Genomic DNA, 24,424 nt, shown 5'->3' with positions numbered 1-24,424 from the left:
CAGAATGATTCATGAAATCGAGGACATCGAACAGGAGCGCCTCCGACTGTCGCGCAGGCCCGCACCGGGTGATGCTCCTCCTGTCTTGTGTGTTTTTGATGTGAAGACGAGCGGACCGGTCGCAGAGTTCGACACCCGAGTGCGCTCCGTGTTGGCTCCCGCCCTCCAGTTGGCGGTTTCACAGCCGTTCGATGGAGAGGATCTCCCGCTCGATGCAATCCCTGACTGGTTCGTCGCCGCCAGTCAGCCGGGCAGGGCCTCTTTCCCTGACTTCCCGCAAAGAGGGGTGGAGCGTTATGAAGCGGTGATCGGGGGCGGGCGTTGGGACGTGCAGGAATGGCTTTACCAGTTTGATCCCGATTCCGAGTTCCGAGGCTGGGCGTGGTGGGACCTGACGTGCTCAGGCGATCATGAAGCGCGCATTTGGGTGGACACGTGGGGTGAATCGTTCTTCGCCTGTGACGAGCTTCGATGGCTGGCCTATGTCTCCGGTGGTGAAGAAGTCAGCGGACCGACGCTGGCGAGGGCGACCGACTGGATCACTGCGACGTCTCCCTGAACTGGTTCGGGAGAAGCCGCGCAACGCGTCAGTGTCGAGGCGGGGGCTCGGGGTGTCGTGGGTGGCCGAGCCCCCGCCTTTCTCATGAGCAGACCTTGCCGTCCTTCGGGGGCTTTCCGTCGATCAGGTATGTGTTCACCGTCGAGTCGACGCAGTCGCTGCCGCTGCCGTACGCCCCGTGGCCCTCGCCCTTCCACGTGAGGACGACACCGACGCCCTTGCCCAGTTCGTCCGCCATCCTGCGGGCGCCCTCGTAGGGCGTGGCCGGGTCGCCGGTGTTGCCTATCACCAGGATCGGCGCCGCGCCCGGTGCGCTCACCTCCGGGGTGTCGTGCTGTCCGGGCACCGGCCACTCGTGGCACCAGCCGGCCATGTCCCAGCCGAGGGCGGGGCCGAACACGGGTGAGATCTTCTCGAACTCCGGCAGCAGCTTCTTCGTCTCTTCCAGAGTCGGCCGCTGCTTGTCGTCCAGGCACGATATGACCCGCTGCGAATGGGTCGTCGTGCCGTAACGCCCCGAGGCGTCGCGTTCGTTGTATCCGTCGGCCAGCGCCAGCAGTTCGGAGCCGTCACCCTCCTCGGCGGCCTGCAGGGCACTGGTCAGCGCCGGCCAGCCGTCCTTGCTGTAGAGCGGCAGGATGATGCCGGTGAGCGCCAGTGACTGGGTCAGCTCCCGCCCGCGTGTCGACGTCGGCAGCGGCTCGGCGTCGATCCGCTTCAGCAGGTCCGCGATCTCACGCGATCCCTGTGCGGGGTCCTGGCCGGTGGACTTCAGGTAGTCGTCCAGGGCGCGCTGGAAGCCGAGGGTCTGATTCCTGGCGTGGCCCACCATGTCGGCACTCGGGTCGACGACCGCGTCGAGGGTCATCCGGCCCACCCGCTTCGGGAACAGGTGGGCGTAGACGCCGCCGAGTTCGGTGCCGTAGGAGATGCCGAAGTAGTTCAGCTTGTCGTCGCCGAGGGCCTGCCGGATGCGGTCCAGGTCGCGGGCGGTGTCGGTGGTCGACACATGGCCCATCATCTCCCCGGCGGACTGCTCGCAGCCCTTGCCGAAGTCGGCCGCGTCCTCCAGGAACGTCCGCTCCTCGGCCGGGGTGTCCGGGGTGCTGTCCACCGACGACTCGGCCGCCTGGATGTCCTTGTCGGCGCGGCACCGGACGCCCTCGCTGGCGGCCACCCCGCGGGGATCCCAGCTCACCAGGTCGTAGCGCTCGCGCAGCTTCGAGACCGTGTCGGCGTAGGACGGCATCATGGACACGCCCGAGCCGCCGGGGCCGCCGAAGTTGAACAGCAGCGAGCCGAGGCGGTCGTCGCCGGTGGCCTCGGCGCGGATCAGCGCCAGCCCGATCGTCCTGCCGTCCGGCTTCGACCAGTCGAGCGGCACCTGGAGCGTGGCGCACTGCCAGTCGTCGCCCGGCGCGGGCGCGTCCCCTGAGGGTTCGCAGCGTTTCCAGTCGAGCGCCGTCGCTCCGCTCTTGCCGTCGTCCCCGGAGTCGTCGTCGGACGAGCCGCTGCAGCCCGCCGTCAGCAGCGCGGCGGCGACCCCGAGAGCCGTCCACCGTACGAAACGCGTCATGTGCCACATCCCCCCCTCGTATGCCCTCCGCACGGTGCCGCGGAGGGCGGTCAGGCCATGGTAGGCAGATCTCGCTCCCGCCGTGTCAGCCTGTGGATAACGCTCTGACCTGCTGGTTTCCTCGGAGCCTCGGTGGTCAGGAGCAGACGGTGCCGGCGGCCGGCACCTTGCCGTCCAGCAGATAGCCGTGCACGGCGTTCCGCACACACCTGTTCTTGCTGTCGTACGCGCCGTGCCCCTGCCCCCTGTATGTCAGCTCGACACCGACGCCCTCACCGAGCGCCCGCACCATCTTGCGCGCCCCCTCGTACGGTGTGGCCGGGTCGCCGGTGTTGCCGATCACCAGGATGGGGGCGGCGCCTGGCGCGCTCACGTCGGGATGGTCGGCGGCCCCGGGCACCGCCCAGTCGGTGCAGCTGATCATCCCCCAGGCCAGGTAGTCGCCGAAGAGCTCGGAGGCGGCGCGGAAGGCGGGCAGGCTGCGCTCCACGTCCTCGGTGGTGTAGCGGGGTCTGTCGTCGGCGCAGTTGATGGCGGCGTTGGCCGGGACGAGGTTGCTGTACCGGCCGTTCTCGCTGCGTCCGTTCATGGAGTCGGACAGCACCATCAGAATCGTCCCGTCGCCGTCGTACGCCTGCTCCAGACCGTTGGTGAGGAACTCCCAGAACTCCTGCGAGTACAGCGCCTGCACGATCCCGTTCGTCGCCTCCGTCTGGGTCAGCTCCCGCGGGAGGATGCCCGGGATCGGCTTGCTGTCGAGATCCTTCAGGAGCCTGGCGATACGGTCCTTCACGTTCTGGGCGGTGTCGCCGACGGGGCACTCCTCGATCTGGGAGACGCAGTGCTCGGCGTAGTTGTCGAGGGCGAGCTGGAAACCCCGCGCCTGCCCGAGCGAGCCCTGTTCCGGGTTCTGCGTCGGGTCGACGACCGCGTCGAACACGGCGCGGCCCACCCGTTTCGGGAACAGGTGGGCGTAGACGCCGCCGAGTTCGGTGCCGTAGGAGATGCCGAAGTAGTGCAGCCTGTCGTCGCCGAGGACCTGGCGCATCAGGTCCAGGTCACGGGCGGTGTCCGTGGTGCGCACATGCGGCAGGATCCGCCCGGAGTTGTCCTCGCAGGCCGCGTTGAACTCCTTGGTGCTGTCCAGGAGTTCGGTGCGTTCGACGCCGTCGTCCGGGGTGGCGTCCTGCTCGAAGTACGCATCGAGCTGCCGGTCGTCCTGGCAGATCACGGGTGCGCTGCGGCCGACCCCGCGCGGGTCGAAGCTCACCAGGTCGTAGCGCGTGCGCAGGATCGCGTAGTCGTCGCCGAACGCGGGCAGCGCGGTGACGCCGGAACCGCCCGGTCCGCCGAAGTTGAAGATCAGGGAGCCGATGCGGTCCTTCGCCGGGCCGCTCGTCCTCGCCCGGATCAGCGCGAGATCGATCGTGTCGCCCTCGGGGTCGTCCCAGTCCAGTGGGGCCTTCATGGTGGCGCACTGCCATGCCGCGCCGCCGGGCAGGGGCGAGGGGGCGGAGCCGCCGCCCTGGGCCTCGGACGGGGCCGGGCAGTCCTTCCAGCTGAGCTCCTGCCGTGTCAGGTCCCCGTCCGAGTCGTCGTCCTCGCCGCAGCCGGCCAGCAGCGCGGGCAGCAGCACGGCGGAGACGGTCAGGGCGGCGGCGCGCACACGGAAGGGCTTGGGCATGCCTCCATCCTGCGGTCGTGCGCAGCGGTACGCGCGGGGCACCGGCCGTACGAGCGACGGAGTCCCGGGTCTCACCGCCACCGCCCTGGCTGCCCGAACTCCTACAACGCTTCCTTGCGTGTGAGGTGATTGAAGGCGAGCCAGCCGGGCAGCACCGGCAGCCACAGGGTCAGCAGCCGGAACAGCAGCACGGCCGGTGTGGCGACCGCCTGGGGGAGTCCCACGGCGATGAGACCGACCGTGAGGGTCACCTCGACCGCGCCCACGCCGCCCGGTGTCGGCGCCGCGGAACCCAGCGCGTTGCCCGCGAGGAAGACGACCGCGACGCTGGCGATGCTGATCGACGTCGTCTCGTCGCCGAACGCCCGGACCGAGGCGTCCAGGCACAGGACGAAGCAGGCGGTCAGCAGGAGCATGCCGCCGATACCGGTGATCAGCTTCTGCGGGCGCTGCAGCACATCGAGCATGCGCGGCACCACACCCGCGAAGAGCGAGCGCACGCGCGTGACGACGAATTTCCGCAGGAACGGCACCGACGTCACGACCAGCATCAGCACCGCCACCGTCAGCAGACCCGCGATGACCGTGCGGGACGGCGACAGGGAGGGCGTCTTCTCGGTGCCGGTCAGATAGCCGAAGGCCAGCAGCATCAGGATGTGACAGCCCAGCCCGAACAGCTGCGACGCGCCGACGCTCGCCACCGCGAGCCCCGGCCGCACCCCGGCCCGCTGGAGGAACCGGGTGTTCAGCGCGACACCGCCCACCGCCGCCGGGGCGACGATCTTCACGAACGACCCGGCGACCTGTGCGGCCACGGTCCGCAGGAACGGCACCCGCTCCGGCACGAACCCCAGCAGCGCCATGGCCGCCGCGAAGTAGCTGGCCGCCGAGAACAGCACGGCCGCGGCCACCCAGCCCCATTCGGCGTTGGCGATCAGCGGCCCGAACTCGATGTGGGTGAGCTGGGTCAGCAGGAAGTACGCGCCGATGGCGCCGGCGATGAAACTGATCAGCGTGCGCGGGCGCACCCGCTCCAGGCGGGCCGGCTCCACCGGTGCCTGTGGCCTGATCCGCAGCACCTGGTGCCGGATCTGGGTGAGCAGATCCTCCTCGCGCGCCTCTTCCAGAGCCTCGTCCAGGGCCCGCTTCTCGGCCCGCTGCTCCGCGCGTGCGGCCTTCTTGTCGGGCTTGTCGAGCACGGGCCGTTCCGTGGTGTCCGCGGCCTGCTCCGCGCGCAGCAGCTTGGCCTGCCGGGACGCCTCCAGGACCGCCTCGCGTTCGCGTTCCGCGCGTTCCCGGGCCAGCCTGCGCAGGGTCCCGCGCGTGGAGCGGCTCAGCGCGATCGGCTGGAGCATCGGCAGGCAGTCCGCCACGGCGTCCGGTCCGAGCACGCTCACCGCGGAGGCCACCGCCCGCTCGGCACCCACCCGGAGGCCGAGCGTCACCAGCAGCTGGGAGATGTCCATGCGCAGCAGCAGATCGCCGGCCGCGATCTCGCCGACGCGCAGATCGGTGAGGACCACCGTGCCGGAACGATCCACCAGAATCGCGTCGCCCACCAGCCTGCGGTGCGCGATACGGCGGGACTGCAGCGCCCGCACCTGGTGCCAGGTGTCGCGCAGCAGCTCGTCGGTGATCTCCTCGTCCGGCAGCGAGTCGAGGGTGCGTCCGCCGATGTGCTCGTAGACGAGCATCACCGCGTCGGGGCCGAGTTCTGAGGTCGCGATCAGCTTGGGGGCGTTGGCCCCGGCGGCGATCGCCGCGTACGCCAGCAGCGCCTCCTGCTCCAGCGCCTGGCGCAGGGACGGGAGGCTGCTGCGGGTGGCGAAGCCCCGCAGAGTGAGATTGCGCCACGCGCGGTAGAAGAATCCCTGCGCCTGCTGCTCACGGTCGACCACCGTCACGTCCAGCGGCGGGCCGTCCTCCAGGGTGACGACGTAGCGGCGGCCCCGGTCGCCGGCCTCGGAGGCCTCCGCGGACTCCACGCGGGACGCGGTCACCGGCCGGAAGCCGACGGTCCGCAGACCTGCCATCAGGGTCCGTCCGGTGGGGCGCACATTGGGGGAACCGACCGCGTAGAGCGTGCCGTAGGCCACGGTCCAGCCGATCAGCACCGTCAGGATGATCGAGAACGGGGTGGTGTACCCGGTGACGAGCATCGAGAAGGCGTCGAGGAGCAGCACCACCCACAGCACGGCCCGCCATCTGGGTCTGCGGGACATCCCGACGGCCGTCATGTACGCGATCACCGGGGCCAGATAGCCGTGCACGGGATCGGTTAGGGCGTGGATGTCGCCGGGGGAGGGCTGGGTGAGCGCCTCCTGGATCGAGCCGGGGGCTGCCCGGGCGACCCACAGGTCGGTGGCCAGGGTCACCCCGTGCGCGAGGACGGCGGCGAGCACGCCGTCGGCGATCCGCAGCCCGTCGCGTTTGATCAGCCGTTCGATGGCGAACGCGACCGGCACGAGGAGGATCGCGATGCTGGACGCCAGGCCCGCGATCTTGATGAGCAGGTCGGGCGCCTGCCCGGTGCCCTTGTTGATGTCCTGTTCCAGGCCCGAGGTGGTGCCGTGGGCGAACGCGGCGATCGCCAGCAGCACGACGACGGCGAGTACGCCCACCAGGAGACGCATGAGGTCGGACGGGCGGTGCACGCGCGCGGGGAGCAGCGGTTCGTCGCCCTCGACCTCGTCGATGTGCACCGTGTCCGTGTCCTCGGAGTTGCCCGGCTTCTTCGAGTTGCCGGGATTGCCGGACTTGCCGGTGTTCTTCGGGTCGGTGTTCTTCGGGTCGGTGTTCGCGGCGTCCGGGCGCGACGAAGCCTCAGTGGTGCCCTCCGTGTCGTCGGGGTGTGCACCCTGCTGCTTCATCGTCTCTTCTTGATCTCGTATCACCAGTCACCGCCCGCATGATGGTGGCATGCCGTACCGGGACAAGGGGGCATCAGGGTCCATATGCGGGGCCGCACAGTCTGCCCGAAGCGCCGCCCCGGGGCGAGGCATACGCACGCGCGCGTGCGCGTCGCGTTGTCGGTGGGGTGGTGCAGGATGGGCCGATGAGCCAGGAGAGCCTTCCGTCCGATGCCGGTCCGCGCGCCGGGGACGCCCGCGCCGGAGCCGCTTCCGCCGAGGGCGCCCGCGCCGAGGACGCCCTGCCCGAGTACGCGGAACGGGTCCTCGAGGTGGCCGAGCTGATCCCGCCGGGCCGGGTCATGACGTACGGGGACGTGGCCGAGTGGCTGGGGGAGGGCGGCCCGCGTCAGGTGGGGCGGGTGATGGCCCTGTACGGGGGTGCCGTCCCCTGGTGGCGCGTCGTCCGGGCGGACGGCGTCCTGCTGCCGGGACACGAACTCAGAGCCCTCGCGCACTACCGCGCGGAGGGCACTCCGCTGAGGGAGGGGAGCCGGGCCGCCGAGGGCCACGTCCCGCGTCTCGACGTGAGACGCGCGAGGTGGGACGGCGGCGGACACACGGAGGGTCACACCTGACAGCTTCCGCCATCGGACGCCCCGCTGTGTGACCTGTGATCCGTACGGGGGAAGAAGGGCACCTCCGTGCCATGACGTACGTTCGTGAGGCGAGGGACATGCGTGCCGGATGTGCCCGGAGGGAAGAAGCGGAAGCCCTGCTTCCGCACTTTCCGTCGGCGTAGCGTCGGCTGCACGTGTCCCCCTCACCCCGCGGCCACCGCCCTCAACGCGCGGTGCAACGGCAACCAGCACACCCACCAGGACCGGCGAACCACGTGAGCTCCTCTTCCTCCACCAGCGACCTGTCGCACCCCCAGGTGCGGCGGGGGAACCGTGGCGCTTATCGACTGGTCCGTACCCCGCCGGCTCGCGTGAATCCCCCTCGACTGGACGCCGCACAGCGCTCCGTGGTTGACCACAGGACCGGCCCGCTGCTCGTCCTCGCCGGACCGGGCACCGGAAAGACGACCACCCTCGTCGAGTCCGTCGCCGCGCGTACTGCCCGCGGCGAGGATCCCGAACGCATCCTGGTGCTCACCTTCAGCCGCAAGGCCGCCGTCGAACTGCGCGACCGCATGGCGCTGCGCACGGGCGCCGCCCGCGCCCCCCAGGCGACCACCTTCCACTCCTTCTGCTACGCCCTGGTCCGCGCCCACCAGGACAGTGACCTGTTCGTGGAACCGCTGCGGCTGCTGTCCGGCCCGGAGCAGGACGTCACCGTCCGCGAGCTGCTCGCCGGACAGGTCGACCTGGAGAAGCTCGGGCTCGCCCACGTGCGCTGGCCGGACGAGCTGCGGGCCTGCCTGACCACCCGCGGCTTCGCCGACGAGGTCCGCGCGGTGCTCGCCCGCAGCCGTGAACTCGGGCTCGGCCCTGAGGCCCTGGACGACTTCGCCCGTCGCATCGGACGCCCCGACTGGCGCGCCGCCTCCGCCTTCCTCGCCGAGTACCTGGACGTCCTCGACCTCCAGGGCGTCCTCGACTATGCCGAACTGGTCCACCGGGCGGTGCTGCTCGCCGGCCGCCCCGAGGTCGCCGCCCGGCTCGCCGAGCAGTACGACGCGGTGTACGTCGACGAGTACCAGGACACCGATCCCGCCCAGGTACGGCTGCTGCACGCGCTGGCCGGCGGCGGCCGCACCCTCGTCGCCTTCGGCGACCCCGACCAGTCGATCTACGCCTTCCGGGGCGCCGACGTGAACGGCATCCTGGAGTTCCCCCACGCGTTCCCCCGCGCGGACGGCCGCCCGGCCCCGGTCGAGGTACTGCGCACCTCCCGCCGCTCCGGCGCGGCGCTGCTGGCCGCCACCCGGCTGGTGACCCAGCGCATGCCGCTGCCGCGCCTGCCCGCCGAGAAGGTCCGGGCCCACCGGGACCTCACCGCCGCGCGGGACGGCGGCCGTGTCGAGGCTTACACGTACCCGACGCCCGGCACGGAGCTGGACAACATCGCCGACATCCTGCGCCGCGCCCACCTGGAGGACGGCGTGCCGTGGAGCGACATGGCCGTCCTCGTCCGTGCCGGCTCGCGCACCATCCCCACGGTCCGGCGCGCGCTCACCTCGGCGGGCGTCCCCGTGGACGTCGACGGCAACGACGTGCCCCTGCGCCACGAGCCCGCGGTGGCTCCGCTGCTGACGGCCCTGCGCGCGGTGGCGACGGCGGAGGCGCGGCGCCGGGAAGCGGGCGAGGAGGGGGATCCGGAGCCCCGAGAGGCGGGCGAGGAGGGTGGTCCCGAGTCCAGTGACGGGGGCGAGGAGGGTGGTCCCGAGCCCAGTGACGCGGGCGAGGAGGGGGGTCCCGAGTCCAGTGACGCGGGCGAGGAGGGGGGGCCCGAGTCCAGTGACGCGGGTCGGGGCGAGGCCGCCGAGCCCTGCTGGCTCGACACCGAGACAGCGCTCACGCTGCTGACCTCGCCCCTCGCCGGTATGGACGCCGCCGATCTGCGCCGCCTCGGCCGTGCCCTGCGCGAGGAGGAGCGGACCGCCGGCAACCCCCTGCCGCCGCCGTCCGACGAGCTGCTCGCCCGGGCGCTCGCCGAACCGGAGCGGCTGGCCGTGCACGACCCCACGTACGCGCGCGGTGCCCAGCGTCTCGGGGCCCTGCTGCGCACCGCACGCGAACGCCTGGCGGCCGGCGGCACCGCCGAGGAGGCCCTGTGGGACCTCTGGAGCGGCACCCCCTGGCCGCAGCGCCTGGAACGCTCCGCGCGGCGCGGCGGCGCGGCCGGGCGCAACGCCGACCGGGACCTCGACGCCGTGTGCGCCCTGTTCGCGACCGCCGCACGCGCGGAGGAGCGCACCGGCGGCCGGGGCGCCCTGAACTTCCTCGAGGAGATCGAGGCGGAGGACATCGCCGCCGACACCCTCACGCGGCGCGCCGCCCGCCCCGACGCGGTGCGCCTGATGACCGCACACCGCTCGAAGGGCCTGGAGTGGCGCCTGGTCGTCGTGGCCGGCGTGCAGGAGGGGCTGTGGCCGGACCTGCGCCGCCGCGGCTCCCTGCTCGAAGCCGACCGCATCGGGCGCGACGGACTCGCCGAACCCCTCACCCCGGGCGCCCTGCTCGCCGAGGAGCGCCGCCTGTTCTACGTGGCCGCCACGCGCGCGCGTGAGCGGCTCGTCGTGACGGCGGTGAAGGCCCCGGCCGACGACGGCGACCAGCCCTCCCGGTTCCTCACCGAGCTCGGCGTCGAACCCAAGGACGTCACCGGCCGCCCGCGCCGCCCGCTGTCCGTGGCCGCGCTCGTGGCCGAGCTGCGTGCCACGACCGTGGACCCGCGTGTCTCCGAGGCTCTCAGGGAGGCCGCCGCCCGCCGGCTGGCCCGGCTCGCCGCCCTCGCCGACGAGGACGGCCGCCCGCTCGTGCCCGCCGCCCACCCCTACCGCTGGTGGGGCATGTTCGAAGCGACCGAGTCCAAGGTGCCGCTGCGCGACCGCGACCAGCCCGTCGTGCTCTCCGGCAGCGCCCTCGACCAGCTCGCCAACACCTGTGCACTCCAGTGGTTCCTCGGCCGCGAGGTGAAGGCCGACGCACCCGCCACCGCCGCCCAGGGCTTCGGCAACGTGGTGCACGTCCTCGCCGACGAGGTGGCCTCCGGGCGCACCCCGGCCGACCTCGACGTGCTCACGGAGCGCCTCGACTCCGTGTGGAACGCGCTCGCCTTCGACGCGCCGTGGAAGTCGGAGCAGGAGAAGGACAACGCGCGCGTGGCGCTCGAACGCTTCCTGAAATGGCACGTCGACTCCAACGGCGCCCGCACCGGACGCACCCCCGTGGCCAGCGAGCACGACTTCGACGTCACCCTGGAGGCGGGCGACTACCAGGTCCGCATCCGCGGCCAGATGGACCGCGTGGAGGCCGACGGCGAGGGCCGCGCCTACGTCGTCGACTTCAAGACCGGCAAACAGGCACCCACCGCCAAGGAGGTCGAGCGGCACCCGCAGCTCGCCGTCTACCAGCTCGCCGTCCGCGAAGGCGCGGTCGACGAGGTGTTCGACGGGACACGCCCCGAGCCGGGCGGCGCCGAGCTGGTCCAGCTGCGGCAGGGGGCGGCCAAGCGGGACGGCGGCGAGACGCTGCCCAAGGTGCAGGCACAGCAGCCGCTGGAGGGGGAGTGGGTCGGCGACCTGCTGGCCACCGCCGCCGGGAAGGTCCTCGACGAACGCTTCACGCCGAGCGCGGGCCAGCACTGCACCCACTGCGCCTTCCGCGCCTCGTGCAGCGCCCGGCCCGAAGGGCGGCATGTGGTCGAGTGACCGGCGGTCATCGCTCGTGCGACCGGCTCGCGTGACCCGTTCGTGCGACCGGCGTGATGCATCGCACCACCCGTGCCGACCTGCGGTTCTCCACCCCCGCAGATGCCGCCCGGCCTCCGTTGTCAGTGGCCGCCGCTAGCCTTCCTCGATGTGCCCGCACGTATCACCGACCCCGAGCAGCTCAAGGAGCTCCTCGGCATCCCGTTCACCCCGGAGCAGACGGCCTGCATCACCGCGCCGCCCGCCCCGCAGGTGATCGTGGCCGGAGCCGGGTCGGGCAAGACCACGGTGATGGCGGCGCGCGTGGTCTGGCTGGTCGGCACCGGCCAGGTCGCCCCCGAACAGGTGCTCGGCCTCACCTTCACCAACAAGGCCGCAGGTGAACTCGCCGAACGCGTCCGCAAGGCGCTGATCAAGGCCGGCGTCACCGACCCCGACGCCATCGACCCGGACAACCCGCCGGGCGAGCCGGTGATCTCCACGTACCACGCCTTCGCGGGCCGCCTGCTGACCGACCACGGCCTGCGCATCGGCCTGGAGCCCACCTCCCGCCTGCTCGCCGACGCCACCCGCTACCAGCTCGCGGCGCGGGTACTGCGCGAGGCACCCGGCCCCTACCCGGCCCTCACCCGCTCCTTCCCCGACCTCGTCGGCGACCTGCTCACCCTCGACGCCGAGCTCTCCGAGCACCTCGTACGCCCCGAGGACCTGCGCGCGTACGACACCGAGCTGCTGGCCACCCTGAAGCACCTCAAGCTCACCAACGCCGATCTGCGCAAGGTCCCCGAAGCGGCCGCCGCCCGGCGCGAACTCGCCGACCTGGTGCTGCGCTACCGCGCCGCCAAACGCGAACGCGACCTGCTCGACTTCGGCGACCAGATCGCCCTGTCGGCCCGGCTCGCCGCCATCCCCGAGGTCGGCCGCACCCTGCGCGAGGAGTTCCGCGTGGTGCTGCTCGACGAGTACCAGGACACCTCGGTCGCCCAGCGCGTCCTGCTCGCCGGACTGTTCGGCGGCGGCACCGGACACCCGGTGACCGCCGTCGGCGACCCGTGCCAGGCGATCTACGGCTGGCGCGGCGCCTCCGTGGCCAACCTCGACGACTTCCCCGAGCACTTCCCGCACCCCGACGGCCGGCCGGCAACCCGCCAGTCGCTCAGCGAGAACCGCCGCAGCGGCGGCCGCCTGCTGGACCTCGCCAACGGCCTCGCCGAACCCCTGCGTGCCCTGCACGCGGGCGTGGAGGCCCTCCGCCCGGCCACCGGCGCCGAACGCGACGGCACGGTCCGCTGCGCCCTGCTGCGCACCCACGCCGAGGAACTCGACTGGATCGCCGACTCCATCGCCCACCTCGTCCGCACCGGGAAGGCGCCCGGCGAGATCGCCGTGCTGTGCCGCACCGCGACCGACTTCGCCGAGATCCAGGCCGCCCTGGTCGCCCGGGACGTGCCGGTGGAGGTCGTCGGCCTGTCCGGGCTGCTGCACCTGCCGGAGATCGCCGACCTGGTCGCCGTCTGCGAGGTGCTCCAGGACCCCGGCGCCAACGCCTCCCTGGTACGGCTGCTGACCGGCCCGCGCTGGCGCATCGGCCCGCGCGACCTCGCCCTGCTGGGGCGCCGCGCCCGGCTGCTCGTCTCGCACGCGCGCGTGGAGGGCGACGACGACCCCGACCGGCGTCTCGCCGAGGCCGTCGAAGGAGTCGACCCGGCCGAGGTGATCTCCCTCGCCGACGCCCTCGACACCTTCCTGGAGACCCCGCTGGACGGCCACGGCGACGACGACGGGCTGCCCTTCTCGCCGGACGCGCGCGTGCGCTTCGCCCGCCTCGCCGCCGAGCTGCGCGACCTGCGCCGCTCCCTGGCCGACCCCCTGATGGACGTCCTGCACCGCGTCCTCGCCGTCACCGGCCTCGAGGTCGAGCTGTCGGCGTCCCCGCACGCACTGGCCGCCCGCCGCCGGGAGACCCTGTCCAACTTCCTCGACATCGCCGCCTCCTTCGCCGCCGGCGACAGCGAGGCGACCCTGCTCGCCTTCCTCGGCTTCCTGCGCACCGCCGCCCAGTACGAGAAGGGCCTCGACAACGCGCTGCCGGGCGGTGAGAACACCGTCAAGGTGCTCACCGCGCACAAGTCCAAGGGCTTGGAATGGGACGTCGTGGCCGTCCCCGGCCTCGTCACCGGCACCTTCCCCAGCAGCCAGGGCCGCGAGAAGTGGACCGCCCAGGGCAAGGTGCTCCCGCACGAGCTGCGCGGCGACGCGGACACCCTGCCCGACGTCGTCTCCTGGGACTCCCGGGGCATGAGGGACTTCCACGAGGCCATGAAGGAACACCAGCACACCGAGGAGCTGCGCCTCGGCTACGTCACCTTCACCCGGCCCCGCTCCCTGCTGCTCGGCTCCGGCCACTGGTGGGGGCCCTCCCAGAAGAGGCCGCGCGGCCCCTCCGAGTTCCTCCAGGCCCTCTACGAGCACTGCGCCGCCGGGCACGGGGAGATCGAGGCCTGGGCGGACGAACCCGCCGAGGACGAGGAGAACCCCGCCCTGCACCGGCCCGCCGACGACCAGGTGTGGCCCCTGCCCCTCGACGCCGCAGCGCTCGCCCGACGCCGTGCCGCGGCCGAGACCGTCCTGGCCCACCTCGACGACCTCGCCACCCGCACGGAGGGACACCCCACCGCCGTACACGACCCTGACGTCTACGACGACCCCGACTGGCCCCCGCCACCGGACGACGACTCCGAGGAGGGCGGCCCCTTCCCGGAGGAGGACGACCCGTTCCTGGACGAGCCCTTCCCGGACGACGGCGGGGCCTTGCCGGCCCCCGTGCCTGACGAGGGCGACGCCTTGCCGGCCCCCGTCCAGGACGACCGCCCGTCCCGCGACCCCGGCCGCCCGACCGTGCCCCACCAGGCCACCGCACCGGAGCCCGTGCGCCGAACGGCCGCTCCTCACGGCACCGAGGGCTCCCGCCTCACCCCGGAGGAAGCCCGCACGGTCGCCTCCTGGGACCGCGACCTCGACGCCCTCACCGGGGAGCTGCTGCGCGCCCGCGAGAGCGTCACGGAGGTCGAGCTGCCCGCCTCGCTCACCGCCTCCCAGCTGCTGCGCCTGGCCACCGACCCGGACGGCTTCGCACGGGAGCTGGCCCGCCCCATGCCCCGCCCGCCGCAGCCGGCCGCCCGCCGCGGCACCCGCTTCCACGCCTGGGTCGAATCCCGCTTCGAGGAACTGACCCTGCCCATGCTGGAGCCGGACGAGCTGCCCGGCAGCGAGGCCGAGATCGCCGACGAACGCGACCTCCAGGCCCTCAAGGACGCCTTCGAACGCACCGAGTACGCCCACCGCACGCCGTACCGTGTGGAGGCGCCCTTCCAGCTGGCCATCGCCGGACGCGTCATCCGCGGCCGCATCGACGCCGTCTACAAGACCGGTGAGGGCGAGCAGGCGGAGTACGAGATCGTCGACTGGAAGACCAACCGCGCACCCACCGCCGACCCCCTCCAGCTCGCCGTCTACCGGCTCGCCTGGGCCGAGCAGCAGGGCGTGCCCCCGGAGTCCGTCACGGCCGCGTTCCTGTACGTGCGCACCGGCGAGGTGGTACGGCCCGAGGCGCTGCCGGACCGCGCGGCGCTGGAGCGGCTGCTGCTCGAGGAGCCGGTCGGTGAGATACCGCACGCCGAGGACGTCGGTGCGGGCCGATAGGCTCGTGACCATGAGCCAGCCCGTTGACAGTGCCGTCAGCGCCGTCCGTACGTACATCGATCAGCACCGCGCCGCCTTCCTCGACGACCTCGCCGCATGGCTGCGCATCCCCTCCGTGTCGGCCCAGCCCGAACACGCCGCCGACGTGCACCGCAGCGCCGAATGGCTCGCCGCCAAGCTCAAGGAGACCGGCTTCCCTACCGCCGAGGTCTGGCAGACCCCGGGTTCCCCGGCCGTCTACGCCGAGTGGCCCTCCGCCGACCCCGAGGCGCCCACGGTGCTGGTCTACGGCCACCACGACGTGCAGCCCGCCGCCCGCGCGGACGGCTGGGACAGCGAGCCCTTCGAACCCGTCGTCAGGGGAAACCGCCTCTACGCGCGCGGGGCGGCCGACGACAAGGGGCAGGTGTTCTTCCACACCCTCGGCGTCCGGGCCCACCTCGCGACCACCGGCCGCACCACCCCGGCGGTGCACCTGAAGCTGCTGATCGAGGGCGAGGAGGAGTCCGGTTCGCCGCACTTCCGGGCGCTCGTCGAGCAGCACGCCGAGCGGCTCGCCGCCGACGCCGTGATCGTCTCCGACACCGGTATGTGGTCCGAGGACACCCCCACCGTGTGCACCGGCATGCGCGGTCTCGCCGAGTGCGAGATCAGGCTGTACGGCCCCGACCAGGACATCCACTCCGGTTCCTTCGGCGGTGCCGTCCCCAACCCGGCCACCGTCGTCGGCCGCCTCGTCGCCGCCCTGCACGACGAGCACGCGCGCGTGGCGATCCCCGGGTTCTACGACGGTGTGGTCGAGCTCACCGACCGCGAGCGGGAGCTCTTCGCCGAGCTGCCCTTCGACGAGCGGCAGTGGCTGGCCACCGCCAGGTCCCACGGCACGGCGGGGGAGGCGGGATACAGCACCCTGGAGCGCATCTGGGCCCGTCCGACCGCGGAGGTCAACGGCATCGGCGGCGGCTACCAGGGCCCGGGTAGCAAGACGATCATCCCGTCCTCCGCCCTGGTGAAGCTGTCCTTCCGGCTGGTCGCCGGACAGGATCCCGGCCACATCGAGAAGTGCGTCCGCGACTGGGCGGCCGCTCAGGTGCCCGACGGCGTCCGCTGCGAGATCACCTTCAGCTCCGCCACGCGCCCGTGCCTGACGCCACTGGACCACCCGGCCCTGCAGTCCGTGGTCCGCGCGATGGGACGGGCCTTCGAGAAACCGGTCCGCTTCACGCGCGAGGGCGGCTCCGGCCCCGCAGCCGACCTCCAGGACGTCCTCGGCGCACCCGTGCTCTTCCTCGGCATCTCCGTCCCGTCCGACGGCTGGCACGCCCCGAACGAGAAGGTCGAGCTCGATCTGCTCCTCAAGGGCGTCGAGACCTCCGCCCACCTGTGGGGCGACCTCGCCGAGCACTGGCGGCACGACCCCTGACCGCCCGACCCGCCCTGAGTGCCGATCCGGCCCCGCGCGTGTCCGACCGGCCCCTGGGCGTCGGACCGGCCCCCGGGCGTCCGAACCGGCCGCCCGCGCGGGGCACACTGGAAGCACCCCGCCCCGCAGCCCGGAGCGCCGCCGGACAGGTCGCCTCCCGCCCATGTCCCGCGTCCCGCCGAACCGCCCGCCGACCCAATCCGTTCCACCGGGGGAGTTGGAAGCACCCGTGACCACCTGGACCGACCACACAGCCGACCGTCCCATCTCGCTCACCGCCCCCAGCGGCATCGACCGCGCCGCACACCACCGGCTCGACGAGGCATGGCTCGCGGCGGCGTGGAGCCACCCCTCGACGCGCTGCTTCGTGGTCTCCGGCGGCCAGGTCCTCATCGACGAGACGGCCGACGGGCGCACCGAACTCGTCATGACGCCCTCCTTCGAGGCCCCGCTCACGGAGGCCCACCGCTACTTCCTGGGCATCGACGAGGACGGCGTCAGCTACTTCGCCCTCCAGAAGGACTCCCTGCCCGGCCGCATGGACCAGTCCGCTCGCCCGGCCGGCCTGCGCGAGGCGGGCCTGCTGCTGTCGCCGCGGGACGCCGGGCTCATGGTGCACGCCGTCGGCCTGGAGAACTGGCAGCGCACCCACCGCTTCTGCTCCCGCTGCGGCGAGCGCACCGTCATCGCCGCGGCCGGTCACATCCGGCGCTGCACGGCCTGCGGCGCCGAGCACTACCCGCGCACGGACCCCGCCGTGATCATGGCGGTCACCGACGAGGACGACCGCATCCTGCTCGGCCGCCAGGTCCACTGGCCCGAGGGCCGCTTCTCCACGCTCGCCGGATTCGTCGAGCCCGGCGAGTCCATCGAGCAGTCGGTGCGCCGCGAGGTGCACGAGGAGGTCGGCATCAGCGTCGGCGAGGTCGAGTACATCGCCAGCCAGCCCTGGCCCTTCCCCTCCAGCCTCATGCTCGGCTTCGTCGCCCGCGCCACCACGACCGAGATCAACGTCGACGGGGACGAGATCCACGAGGCCCGCTGGTTCTCCCGCGACGAGCTGACCGCCGCCTTCGAGTCCGGAGAGGTGCTCCCGCCCTACGGCATCTCGATCGCGGCCCGCCTGATCGAACGCTGGTACGGCAAGCCGCTGCCGACCCGGAGCTTCGTCTGAGGACGCCGAGAGGGGCCGTCCCGACCAGGGACGGCCCCTCTCGGTGCCAGGCGCTCAGGCGCCGATCTTCTGCTTCACCTGCGCCAGCGACGGGTTCGTCAGCGTCGAGCCGTCCGGGAAGAGGACGGTGGGCACCGTCTGGTTTCCGCCATTCGCCTTCTCCACGAAGGCCGCGGACTCCGGGTCCTGCTCGATGTTGATCTCGGTGTACGCGATGCCTTCGCGGTCCAGCTGGCTCTTCAGCCGGCGGCAGTAGCCGCACCACGTGGTGCTGTACATCGTCACAGTACCCAGCATGTCTTCTCGCGCTCCTTCGGCGGCTCGGGAAAGTCGGTGCTGTGAAGGGAACGTACTTGAAAGCGCCACCATTCCCTCGGGCGGTGCGGCACCCCGACGCCCCTGCGTGACGCCTGCCGCATCGGCCGGCGTGCGCCTGTCGCATCCGCCGACGTGACGCCTGCCGCATTAATACGACTGCGAGCCCCTGCCTGTGGACAACCGGCTCACCCGTCTCCCGCGACCTGGCAGCATGGCCATGTGACAGCAGCAACGCACTCCCCCCTCTTCCCGCAGGTACCTGACTCGGCCGACGCGGTGCTCGAAGGGCTCGACCCCGAGCAGCGCGAGGTCGCCACCGCGCTGCACGGCCCGGTGTGCGTGCTGGCCGGTGCCGGTACGGGCAAGACCCGGGCGATCACCCACCGGATCGCCTACGGGGTGCGGGCCGGCATCCTCCAGCCGTCCAGCGTGCTCGCCGTCACCTTCACCAACCGTGCCGCGGGCGAGATGCGCGGCCGGCTGCGCCAGCTCGGCGCCGTCGGTGTCCAAGCCCGGACGTTCCACTCGGCCGCCCTGCGGCAGCTGCAGTACTTCTGGCCGAAAGCGATCGGTGGGCCCATGCCCCGGCTCGTCGACCGCAAGGTCCAGCTCGTCGCCGACGCGGCCGCCGCCTGCCGCATCCGGCTCGACCGCGGCGAGCTGCGGGACGTCACCACCGAGATCGAGTGGTCCAAGGTCACCCAGACCGTGCCGGCCGACTACGCGCCCGCGGCGGCGAAGGCCGGCCGCGAGACGCCCCGCGACCCCGCGGAGATCGCCCAGCTCTACACCGCGTACGAGGACCTCAAGCGGGAACGCGGAGTGATCGACTTCGAGGACGTGCTGCTGCTCACCGTCGCCGTCCTGCAGGACCGGCACGACGTCGCCGAACAGGTCCGCGCCCAGTACCAGCACTTCGTCGTCGACGAGTACCAGGACGTCAGCCCCCTGCAGCAGCGTCTGCTGGAGCTGTGGCTCGGCGACCGGGAGAACCTGTGCGTGGTCGGCGACGCCAGCCAGACGATCTACTCGTTCACGGGCGCAACCCCGGACCACCTCCTCGACTTCCGCACCCGCCACCCGGGCGCCACCGTCGTCAAGCTCGTGCGTGACTACCGCTCCACCCCCCAGGTGGTCCACCTCGCCAACGGCCTGCTCGCGCAGGCCCGCGGCCGCGCCGCCGACCACCGCCTGGAACTCGTCTCCCAGCGCGCCCCGGGACCCGAGCCGGTCTTCACCGAGTACACCGACGAACCGGCCGAGGCGGAGGGCGCCGCGCACCGGATCAGGGAACTGATCGACTCCGGCGTCCCGGCGAGCGAGATCGCCGTGCTGTTCCGCACCAATTCCCAGTCCGAGACCTACGAGCAGGCCCTCGCGGACGCCGGGGTGCCCTACCAGCTGCGCGGCGCCGAGCGCTTCTTCGACCGCCCCGAGGTGCGCAAGGCGATCGCCGCCCTGCGCGCCGCGGCCCGCTTCGGCGGCAACGACCGCCTCCTCGACGACGCCGTCGACCTGCCCTCCCAGGTGCGCGCGGTGCTCTCCGGCGAGGGCTGGACGTCCGAGCCCCCGGCGGGCTCGGGCGCGGTGCGCGAGCGCTGGGAGTCCCTGGCCGCGCTGGTGAACCTCGCCCAGGACTTCGCCGCCGCCAGACCCGGAGCGGCCCTCCCCGATCTCGTCGTCGAACTCGACGAGCGGGCCGGCGCGCAGCACGCCCCGACGGTCCAGGGCGTCACCCTCGCCTCCCTGCACTCGGCCAAGGGACTGGAGTGGGACGTCGTCTTCCTGGTGGGCGTCGCCGAAGGCATGATGCCGATCACCTACGCAAAGACGGACGAGCAGATCGAGGAGGAGCGCCGCCTCCTCTACGTCGGTGTCACCCGGGCCCGTGAGCGCCTGCACCTGTCCTGGGCCCTGTCCCGCTCCCCGGGCGGGCGCCCGAACCGCCGCCCCAGCCGCTTCCTCGACGGACTGCGCCCCGGGTCGACCGGCACGAGCGGCCGGGGCGCTGCCGCCGGCGGCACGGGAGGCGTGGAGCGTGGCGTCCCGGCGTCGCGGACCGGCTCCGCGGCCGTCGCCGGCCCGAGACACCGCCGGCGCAGTCCCGCCCGCTGCCGGGTCTGCGGGCGCACGCTGACCGACGCCGGCGACATGAAACTGATGCGTTGCGAGGACTGCCCCTCCGACATGGACGAGGGGCTCTACGAGCGGCTGCGCGAGTGGCGTGCCGAGCAGGCGCGGCGCAGCGGGCAGCCCGCCTTCTGCGTCTTCACCGACAAGACGCTGATGGCGATCGCCGAGTCCGCGCCCGAGGACGACCACGAACTCGCCCGCATCCCCGGGGTGGGGATGCGCAAGCTGGGCCGCTACGGCGCCGACGTTCTGGCCATCTGCGCAGGCCGAGAGGTCACCGGGGAACAGGATCCGGACTGATCCCAACTCGTCGAAAAAATAGTTTGCGCATGCCCCAGCAATCCCCATAGGTTCTTAGGCACGAGAGCAGCGGCCTTCTCGGAGGCCCTGATTCCGTGTTGTACTTGCATATCCGCCGGACTGGCTCACCCCAGTCCCCCGATGCGCCGAGAGGAGGCGAGTCCAGTGATCAGCATCAACATCAGCTCCGACGTCAAACTGACCGATCGCTCGGCCGTCTCCCTGTGCATGCTCGGCGCCTCGAACCAGGGCACCGGTGTGTCCGGCCTCCGTGCCGCACGCCTGGCGTCCTCCATTGCTCCCGCGGGCCTTGTCGTCCGTGAGCGCAATGAGCGACCGACCGAGGCACTGGAAGCGGTAGTGGCACAGGCGCAGGCCTATGCCTTTGCGGCGACCGGTGCCGGATTCCGGAAGCAGACGACGCAGCACCACCTGATGTGGGCCTTCCGTGGGCCAGAACCCTGGAGTGATCCAGCCTGATGCGATCAGGCCGGCGCCTTCAGGGCCGCGGAACCCCACCCGGGATCCGCGGCCCTTCTGTTTGTCCAGCGACGTGGACGACAGCGCGAAGGGGCCTCGGGACAAGAAAAGAACCCGGTACCAGCCGCCAACCCGGCCAACCGGCCGGACACGACCAGACGAGGAAGACGAACCGTGCAACTCGAAGCGCACGCCCCGTCCGTACCGCCTTCCGACACGATCCCCAAGCCCGGCTCCACGGAGGACCCGACCTTGACTCCGCTCACCGCGCTCACCGCGCTCGACGACGCCATCGAGAACCTCGGCGTGCCCGTCCCCTGCCGCTCCTACGACCCGGAGGTCTTCTTCGCCGAGTCGCCGGCGGACGTCGAGTACGCCAAGTCCCTCTGCCGCACCTGCCCGCTGATGGAGGCCTGCCTCGCCGGCGCCAAGGAGCGGCGTGAGCCCTGGGGCGTCTGGGGTGGCGAGCTGTTCGTCCAGGGGGTTGTCGTTGCCCGGAAGCGGCCGCGTGGTCGCCCGCGGAAGAACCCGGTCACGGCATGAACACCGCAGGAACGATCGACCGCCCCCTCACGCACGACCCCCAGAAGCAGGCCCCGATGATGCCGTCCACTCACGAGCCCGCAGGCTCCGCGACCGAAGACTTCACCACCAGCGGCGCGAACGACTCGCGCCAGAACAGGACCCGAGAGATGCAACTCATCCCAGAAGCCCTGGCCCGTGCGCATATGCACGAGCGACTGCACGAGGCGGAGCGGGAGCGCCAGGCCGTGCGCCTGGTGGCCGCGCGCCGCATGCAGCGCCGTGCCGAGCGTGCCTCCCGGCGCGCCCGACGTGCGCTCGCCATGGCCGTCATGCAGTAACCGAAACCACCTGAAGCGGTGACCTCCCGCCCGGGAGGAGAGCTTTCCCGCGGGGGCCGGTCCGTGCCGAACGGAGCGGTCCCCGCGGTGCGTTGTCCCGGTCACGGCGTTATCGTCGCCGGATGAGCAGTGACCCGGGTGACCGTCACGACGGCTCCGCGGCGCAGCCGGAGCCCGTGGTGTGCGCCCGCTGCGGAGCGCGGGCCGACGGCCCGCAGCCCACCTGGACCTTCTCCGTGGAGGACGGTGCCCGCCGGCACTACTGCGAGACGTGCTCCCGGGAGAACCTGCGCGCGATCGAAGGCCGCCTGGACTCCCAGTGGTGGTAGCGGCCGGTGCGCTGCCTGCGCCTCACGCCTCGGCCGCCGCCTCCTCCTCGACCGGCTCCTCGGGCAGGAATCCCGGCAGCCACTCCTGAAGCTCCTCACGCAGCCGCACCGTGGCGCCCAACTGGCACAGCACACCGATCGTGCTCAGCGTCACCCGGTGGATCAGCAGATACGCCGGCGGCAGATTGAGCTGCTTGGCCAACTGGTAGGCGGGGGAGCGGGGGTCGGCGACACGGGCCGCCTGACTGCGCATCCAGCCGCGGGTGAAGGTGAACTCCTCGACCTGCGCCGGTTCGATGATCGGCAGCAGGTAGTCGAGGACCGCGTCGGGGTCCAGCTCTATGGTCTCCTTGACGAAGCCCTCCGCGCAGAGCATCTCGTAGACGGCCTCGGCCTCGCCGTCCAGCGTCATGCGCAGTGCCTCGCCGATCGTGGCGGGCAGCCCGCCCGGGAGGCGGTCGACCGTACCGAAGTCCAGGACGCCCAGACGCCAGTCGTCCTCGCCGCCCGGCCCGCCGGGCAGCAGACGGAAGTTGCCCGGGTGCGGGTCGGCGTGCAGCAGGCCCGTGCGGGCCGGACCGGAGAACAGGAAGCGCGCGAGGAGCTGGCCGGCCCGGTCCCGCTGTTCCTCGGTGCCGTCCGAGATGATCTCCGACAGCGGGATGCCGTCCATCCACTCGGTGATCAGCACCTGCTCGCACTGGTGGACCACATGCGGCACGACGACGTCCGGATCGTCCGTGAACTCGTCGGCGTGGGCCTGCTGAGCCTGCGCCTCCAGGCCGTAGTCCAGCTCCTCCGAGACCCGGTCCCTGAGTTCCGCGATCAGCGGCTTCACATCCATGCCCGGCACCAGCGGTCCCAGGAGACGGGCGAAGCGGCTCAACTGGTTCAGGTCGGACAGCAGGGCCTCGCCCGCGCCCGGGTACTGCACCTTCACCGCGACCTCGCGGCCGTCGTGCCAGACGCCCCGGTGCACCTGGCCGATGGAGGCGGCTGCGGCGGGTTTGTCCTCGAACTCGAGGAAGAGATCGTGCCAGTCCTTGCCGAGCCGCTCGTCCAGCACCGCGTGCACGGTACGCGTCGGCATCGGCGGGGCCGCCTCCTGCAGCTTGGTGAGCGCCGCGCGATAGGGGCCGGCGACCTCCTCGGGCAGCGCCGACTCGAACACCGACAGGGCCTGGCCGAACTTCATCGCCCCGCCCTTGAGCTCGCCGAGCACCTTGAACAACTGCTCCGCGGTGCGCTGCTGCAGCTCACGGCCGACGATCTCCGCGGACTCGCCCACGATCCGCTTGCCGAGTCCCCACGTCGCCCGCCCGGCGAAGCCGAGCGGGAGCGCGGCCAGCTTGGCGGTCCTGGTGACCGCCTTGCGGGGAAGATCAGACATGCGCCCTCCAAGTCCCTGCCGGCCGCTGTGCGTCCGCCTCATGGAGCGAACCCTCCGACGGCCCGTGCATGGCCATTGTCTCGTGCGACGGGCCCTCCCCGGAGGTGTGTTCTCCCTTACCTTTCTCAGCCGCTCCGCACGGGCAGGCCGGATGCGGCCAGACCGGCCGCGCATGCCAGGTCAGGTGTGGGACCGACACCTCCCACCGGGCGTCCGCACTGGACGGAACCCGGCCGTCCAGAAAGGCGAGCGCGTGGGCGGCCGCCAGTCCGGCCACCGTAGTGGCCAGCGTCAGTTCGCAGGCCACCGTCCGGCGCTGCCTCCCGGAGCGCCACTGCGCCACCAGGCGTGGCCAGGCCGGATCCCGGTCGGTGCGGTCCTGCTGAAGACAGCCCGCGCAGCTCGTCTCGCCCGGCAGGACGAGCGGACCGACCACACCGGTTCCCTCCACCACCCCGGCGTAGAGATGAGGGGTCCCGGAGGACAGCAGGGCCTCGGCGGAGAGCGGGTCGGGCGCGTGCACGGCGACGTCGTCCCGCGGGGCGAGGACCACCAAGGAGAAGCCGGGGTCCTCCTGCGCGAGCCGTGACCGCGCGGTCCTGCGTGGCGGCCGGTCCGGAGCGGCCCGGCGCACGACACGGCGAGCCGCCTCGTCCCGGCGTTCGCCGACGGCCTCGGCGGGCAGCCCGCCCGGAGCGACGTCCCAGGGCTCGACCTGTCCGACGTCCCGCACATCGACCTCGCCCACGCCGGCCCCCGACAGCAGCGCCGCCAGCACCGAGCCCACCCGGCCCGCGCCCCGCACCTGCACCCGTGCGTCGCGCCGGGCCGCCAGCCGCCCGAGGGCCTCGCCCGGTTCGGACGTGGTCAGGGACAGCGAGGCCAGATCGGGGCCCAGCCGCTCCATGGCCGCCCGTTTCTCGCGCAGGGCGTCGGCGGCCGGCCCACCGCCCCGTGAGTCGTCCAGGAGCCCGGCCCGGGCCAGCCTTCTCACCAGCCGGTCGACCTGGCCTTCGGGAAGATCCATGCGCGGACCCTCCTGGCGCAGCAGTTCCAGGCCACGCGTGCCGTCGAGCAGTTCGAGGAAGCTGCCCGTCGCCGTGTCCATCGGCCCCACTGTGAGCGCGTGCGCCGGTGTCATCCCGAACTGCACCGTGTTGAGGTCGCGCCACCCGCGCCTGAGCGCGGGCTTCACCATCGGATGCATCACAGTCCCCCGTGTGCCTCGGTCGTCCCTCGGTCGTCCCCGTGTTCCGGCCGGGCCCG

Annotated in this window: 17 protein-coding genes; 11 read left to right on the top strand and 6 right to left on the bottom strand. The window is 72.3% G+C overall.

The window, feature by feature from the left end; translation table 11 throughout:
* Positions 1 to 4: 4 nt before the first annotated feature.
* Positions 5 to 559 carry a hypothetical protein gene (locus tag AB0412_RS29630; protein WP_366405664.1) on the top strand — a complete coding sequence of 185 codons (555 nt, stop codon included), beginning with the start codon at positions 5 to 7 and terminating at the stop codon, positions 557 to 559.
* 82 nt (positions 560 to 641) lie between these two features.
* Here AB0412_RS29630 and AB0412_RS29625 read toward each other — a convergent pair whose 3' ends face one another.
* The 3 genes from AB0412_RS29625 to AB0412_RS29615 all read right to left on the bottom strand — a co-directional run bounded on the left by AB0412_RS29625 (position 642) and on the right by AB0412_RS29615 (position 6,689).
* Positions 642 to 2,135 (bottom strand): alpha/beta hydrolase, encoded by a 1,494-nt coding sequence (locus AB0412_RS29625; RefSeq protein ID WP_366405663.1) that lies wholly within the window; start codon positions 2,133 to 2,135, stop codon positions 642 to 644.
* Between the two features lie 136 nt (positions 2,136 to 2,271).
* The gene (locus AB0412_RS29620) at positions 2,272 to 3,819 is read right to left on the bottom strand and encodes an alpha/beta fold hydrolase (RefSeq protein ID WP_366405662.1); all 1,548 of its coding nucleotides are present in this window, start codon (positions 3,817 to 3,819) and stop codon (positions 2,272 to 2,274) included.
* A gap of 101 nt (positions 3,820 to 3,920) precedes the next feature.
* Positions 3,921 to 6,689, bottom strand: coding sequence for a lysylphosphatidylglycerol synthase transmembrane domain-containing protein (locus AB0412_RS29615; protein WP_366405661.1), 2,769 nt, complete (start codon positions 6,687 to 6,689; stop codon positions 3,921 to 3,923).
* A gap of 185 nt (positions 6,690 to 6,874) precedes the next feature.
* Here AB0412_RS29615 and AB0412_RS29610 point away from each other — a divergent pair, with 185 nt between their 5' ends.
* The 5 genes from AB0412_RS29610 (at position 6,875) to nudC (ending at position 17,345) form a co-directional block, all read left to right on the top strand.
* A complete protein-coding gene (locus AB0412_RS29610; RefSeq protein ID WP_366405660.1) occupies positions 6,875 to 7,306 on the top strand; it encodes an MGMT family protein in 432 nt (143 codons plus the stop codon).
* A 257-nt stretch (positions 7,307 to 7,563) separates the two neighbouring features.
* Positions 7,564 to 11,046 (top strand): UvrD-helicase domain-containing protein, encoded by a 3,483-nt coding sequence (locus tag AB0412_RS29605; RefSeq protein ID WP_366405659.1) that lies wholly within the window; start codon positions 7,564 to 7,566, stop codon positions 11,044 to 11,046.
* Positions 11,047 to 11,196: 150 nt separating this feature from the next.
* Positions 11,197 to 14,748, top strand: a complete 3,552-nt coding sequence (locus AB0412_RS29600) for an ATP-dependent DNA helicase (protein ID WP_366405658.1) — start codon at positions 11,197 to 11,199, stop codon at positions 14,746 to 14,748.
* A 10-nt stretch (positions 14,749 to 14,758) separates the two neighbouring features.
* On the top strand, positions 14,759 to 16,171 hold the full coding sequence (locus AB0412_RS29595; protein ID WP_366405657.1) for a dipeptidase: 1,413 nt from the start codon (positions 14,759 to 14,761) through the stop codon (positions 16,169 to 16,171).
* A 217-nt stretch (positions 16,172 to 16,388) separates the two neighbouring features.
* Positions 16,389 to 17,345, top strand: coding sequence for an NAD(+) diphosphatase (gene nudC, locus AB0412_RS29590; RefSeq protein ID WP_366405656.1), 957 nt, complete (start codon positions 16,389 to 16,391; stop codon positions 17,343 to 17,345).
* A 54-nt stretch (positions 17,346 to 17,399) separates the two neighbouring features.
* Here nudC and AB0412_RS29585 read toward each other — a convergent pair whose 3' ends face one another.
* On the bottom strand, positions 17,400 to 17,642 hold the full coding sequence (locus AB0412_RS29585) for a mycoredoxin (RefSeq protein WP_189942747.1): 243 nt from the start codon (positions 17,640 to 17,642) through the stop codon (positions 17,400 to 17,402).
* A 240-nt stretch (positions 17,643 to 17,882) separates the two neighbouring features.
* Between AB0412_RS29585 and AB0412_RS29580 the strand changes: the two genes are divergently transcribed.
* From AB0412_RS29580 to AB0412_RS29560, 5 genes are all read left to right on the top strand, one after another.
* Positions 17,883 to 20,096: an ATP-dependent DNA helicase UvrD2 gene (locus tag AB0412_RS29580; RefSeq protein ID WP_366405655.1), complete on the top strand. Its 2,214-nt coding sequence runs from the start codon at positions 17,883 to 17,885 to the stop codon at positions 20,094 to 20,096.
* A 165-nt stretch (positions 20,097 to 20,261) separates the two neighbouring features.
* Entirely contained in the window at positions 20,262 to 20,576 is a 315-nt protein-coding gene (locus tag AB0412_RS29575) for a hypothetical protein (protein ID WP_366405654.1), read from the top strand.
* A 174-nt stretch (positions 20,577 to 20,750) separates the two neighbouring features.
* Positions 20,751 to 21,119, top strand: a complete 369-nt coding sequence (locus AB0412_RS29570) for a WhiB family transcriptional regulator (protein ID WP_055573144.1) — start codon at positions 20,751 to 20,753, stop codon at positions 21,117 to 21,119.
* Positions 21,116 to 21,439, top strand: a complete 324-nt coding sequence (locus tag AB0412_RS29565) for a hypothetical protein (protein WP_366405653.1) — start codon at positions 21,116 to 21,118, stop codon at positions 21,437 to 21,439. The genes AB0412_RS29570 and AB0412_RS29565 overlap by 4 nt, the downstream gene beginning before the upstream one ends.
* 122 nt (positions 21,440 to 21,561) lie before the next feature.
* Positions 21,562 to 21,768: a hypothetical protein gene (locus tag AB0412_RS29560; protein ID WP_366405652.1), complete on the top strand. Its 207-nt coding sequence runs from the start codon at positions 21,562 to 21,564 to the stop codon at positions 21,766 to 21,768.
* Positions 21,769 to 21,790: 22 nt separating this feature from the next.
* Here AB0412_RS29560 and AB0412_RS29555 read toward each other — a convergent pair whose 3' ends face one another.
* Together AB0412_RS29555 and AB0412_RS29550 are read right to left on the bottom strand one after the other, a co-directional pair.
* On the bottom strand, positions 21,791 to 23,158 hold the full coding sequence (locus AB0412_RS29555; RefSeq protein ID WP_366405651.1) for an AarF/ABC1/UbiB kinase family protein: 1,368 nt from the start codon (positions 23,156 to 23,158) through the stop codon (positions 21,791 to 21,793).
* Complete coding sequence (locus tag AB0412_RS29550; RefSeq protein ID WP_366405650.1) at positions 23,151 to 24,365, bottom strand: TOMM precursor leader peptide-binding protein; 1,215 nt, start codon at positions 24,363 to 24,365, stop codon at positions 23,151 to 23,153. Before AB0412_RS29550 ends, AB0412_RS29555 begins: the two co-directional genes overlap by 8 nt.
* Positions 24,366 to 24,424 lie beyond the last annotated feature (59 nt).

Origin of the sequence: Streptomyces sp. NPDC052012 (genome assembly GCF_040689265.1) — a bacterium.
Classification (GTDB): Bacteria; Actinomycetota; Actinomycetes; order Streptomycetales; family Streptomycetaceae; genus Streptomyces.
The sequence above is the reverse complement of the archived record's forward strand: the minus strand, read 5'-3'. Positions and strand labels throughout refer to the sequence as shown.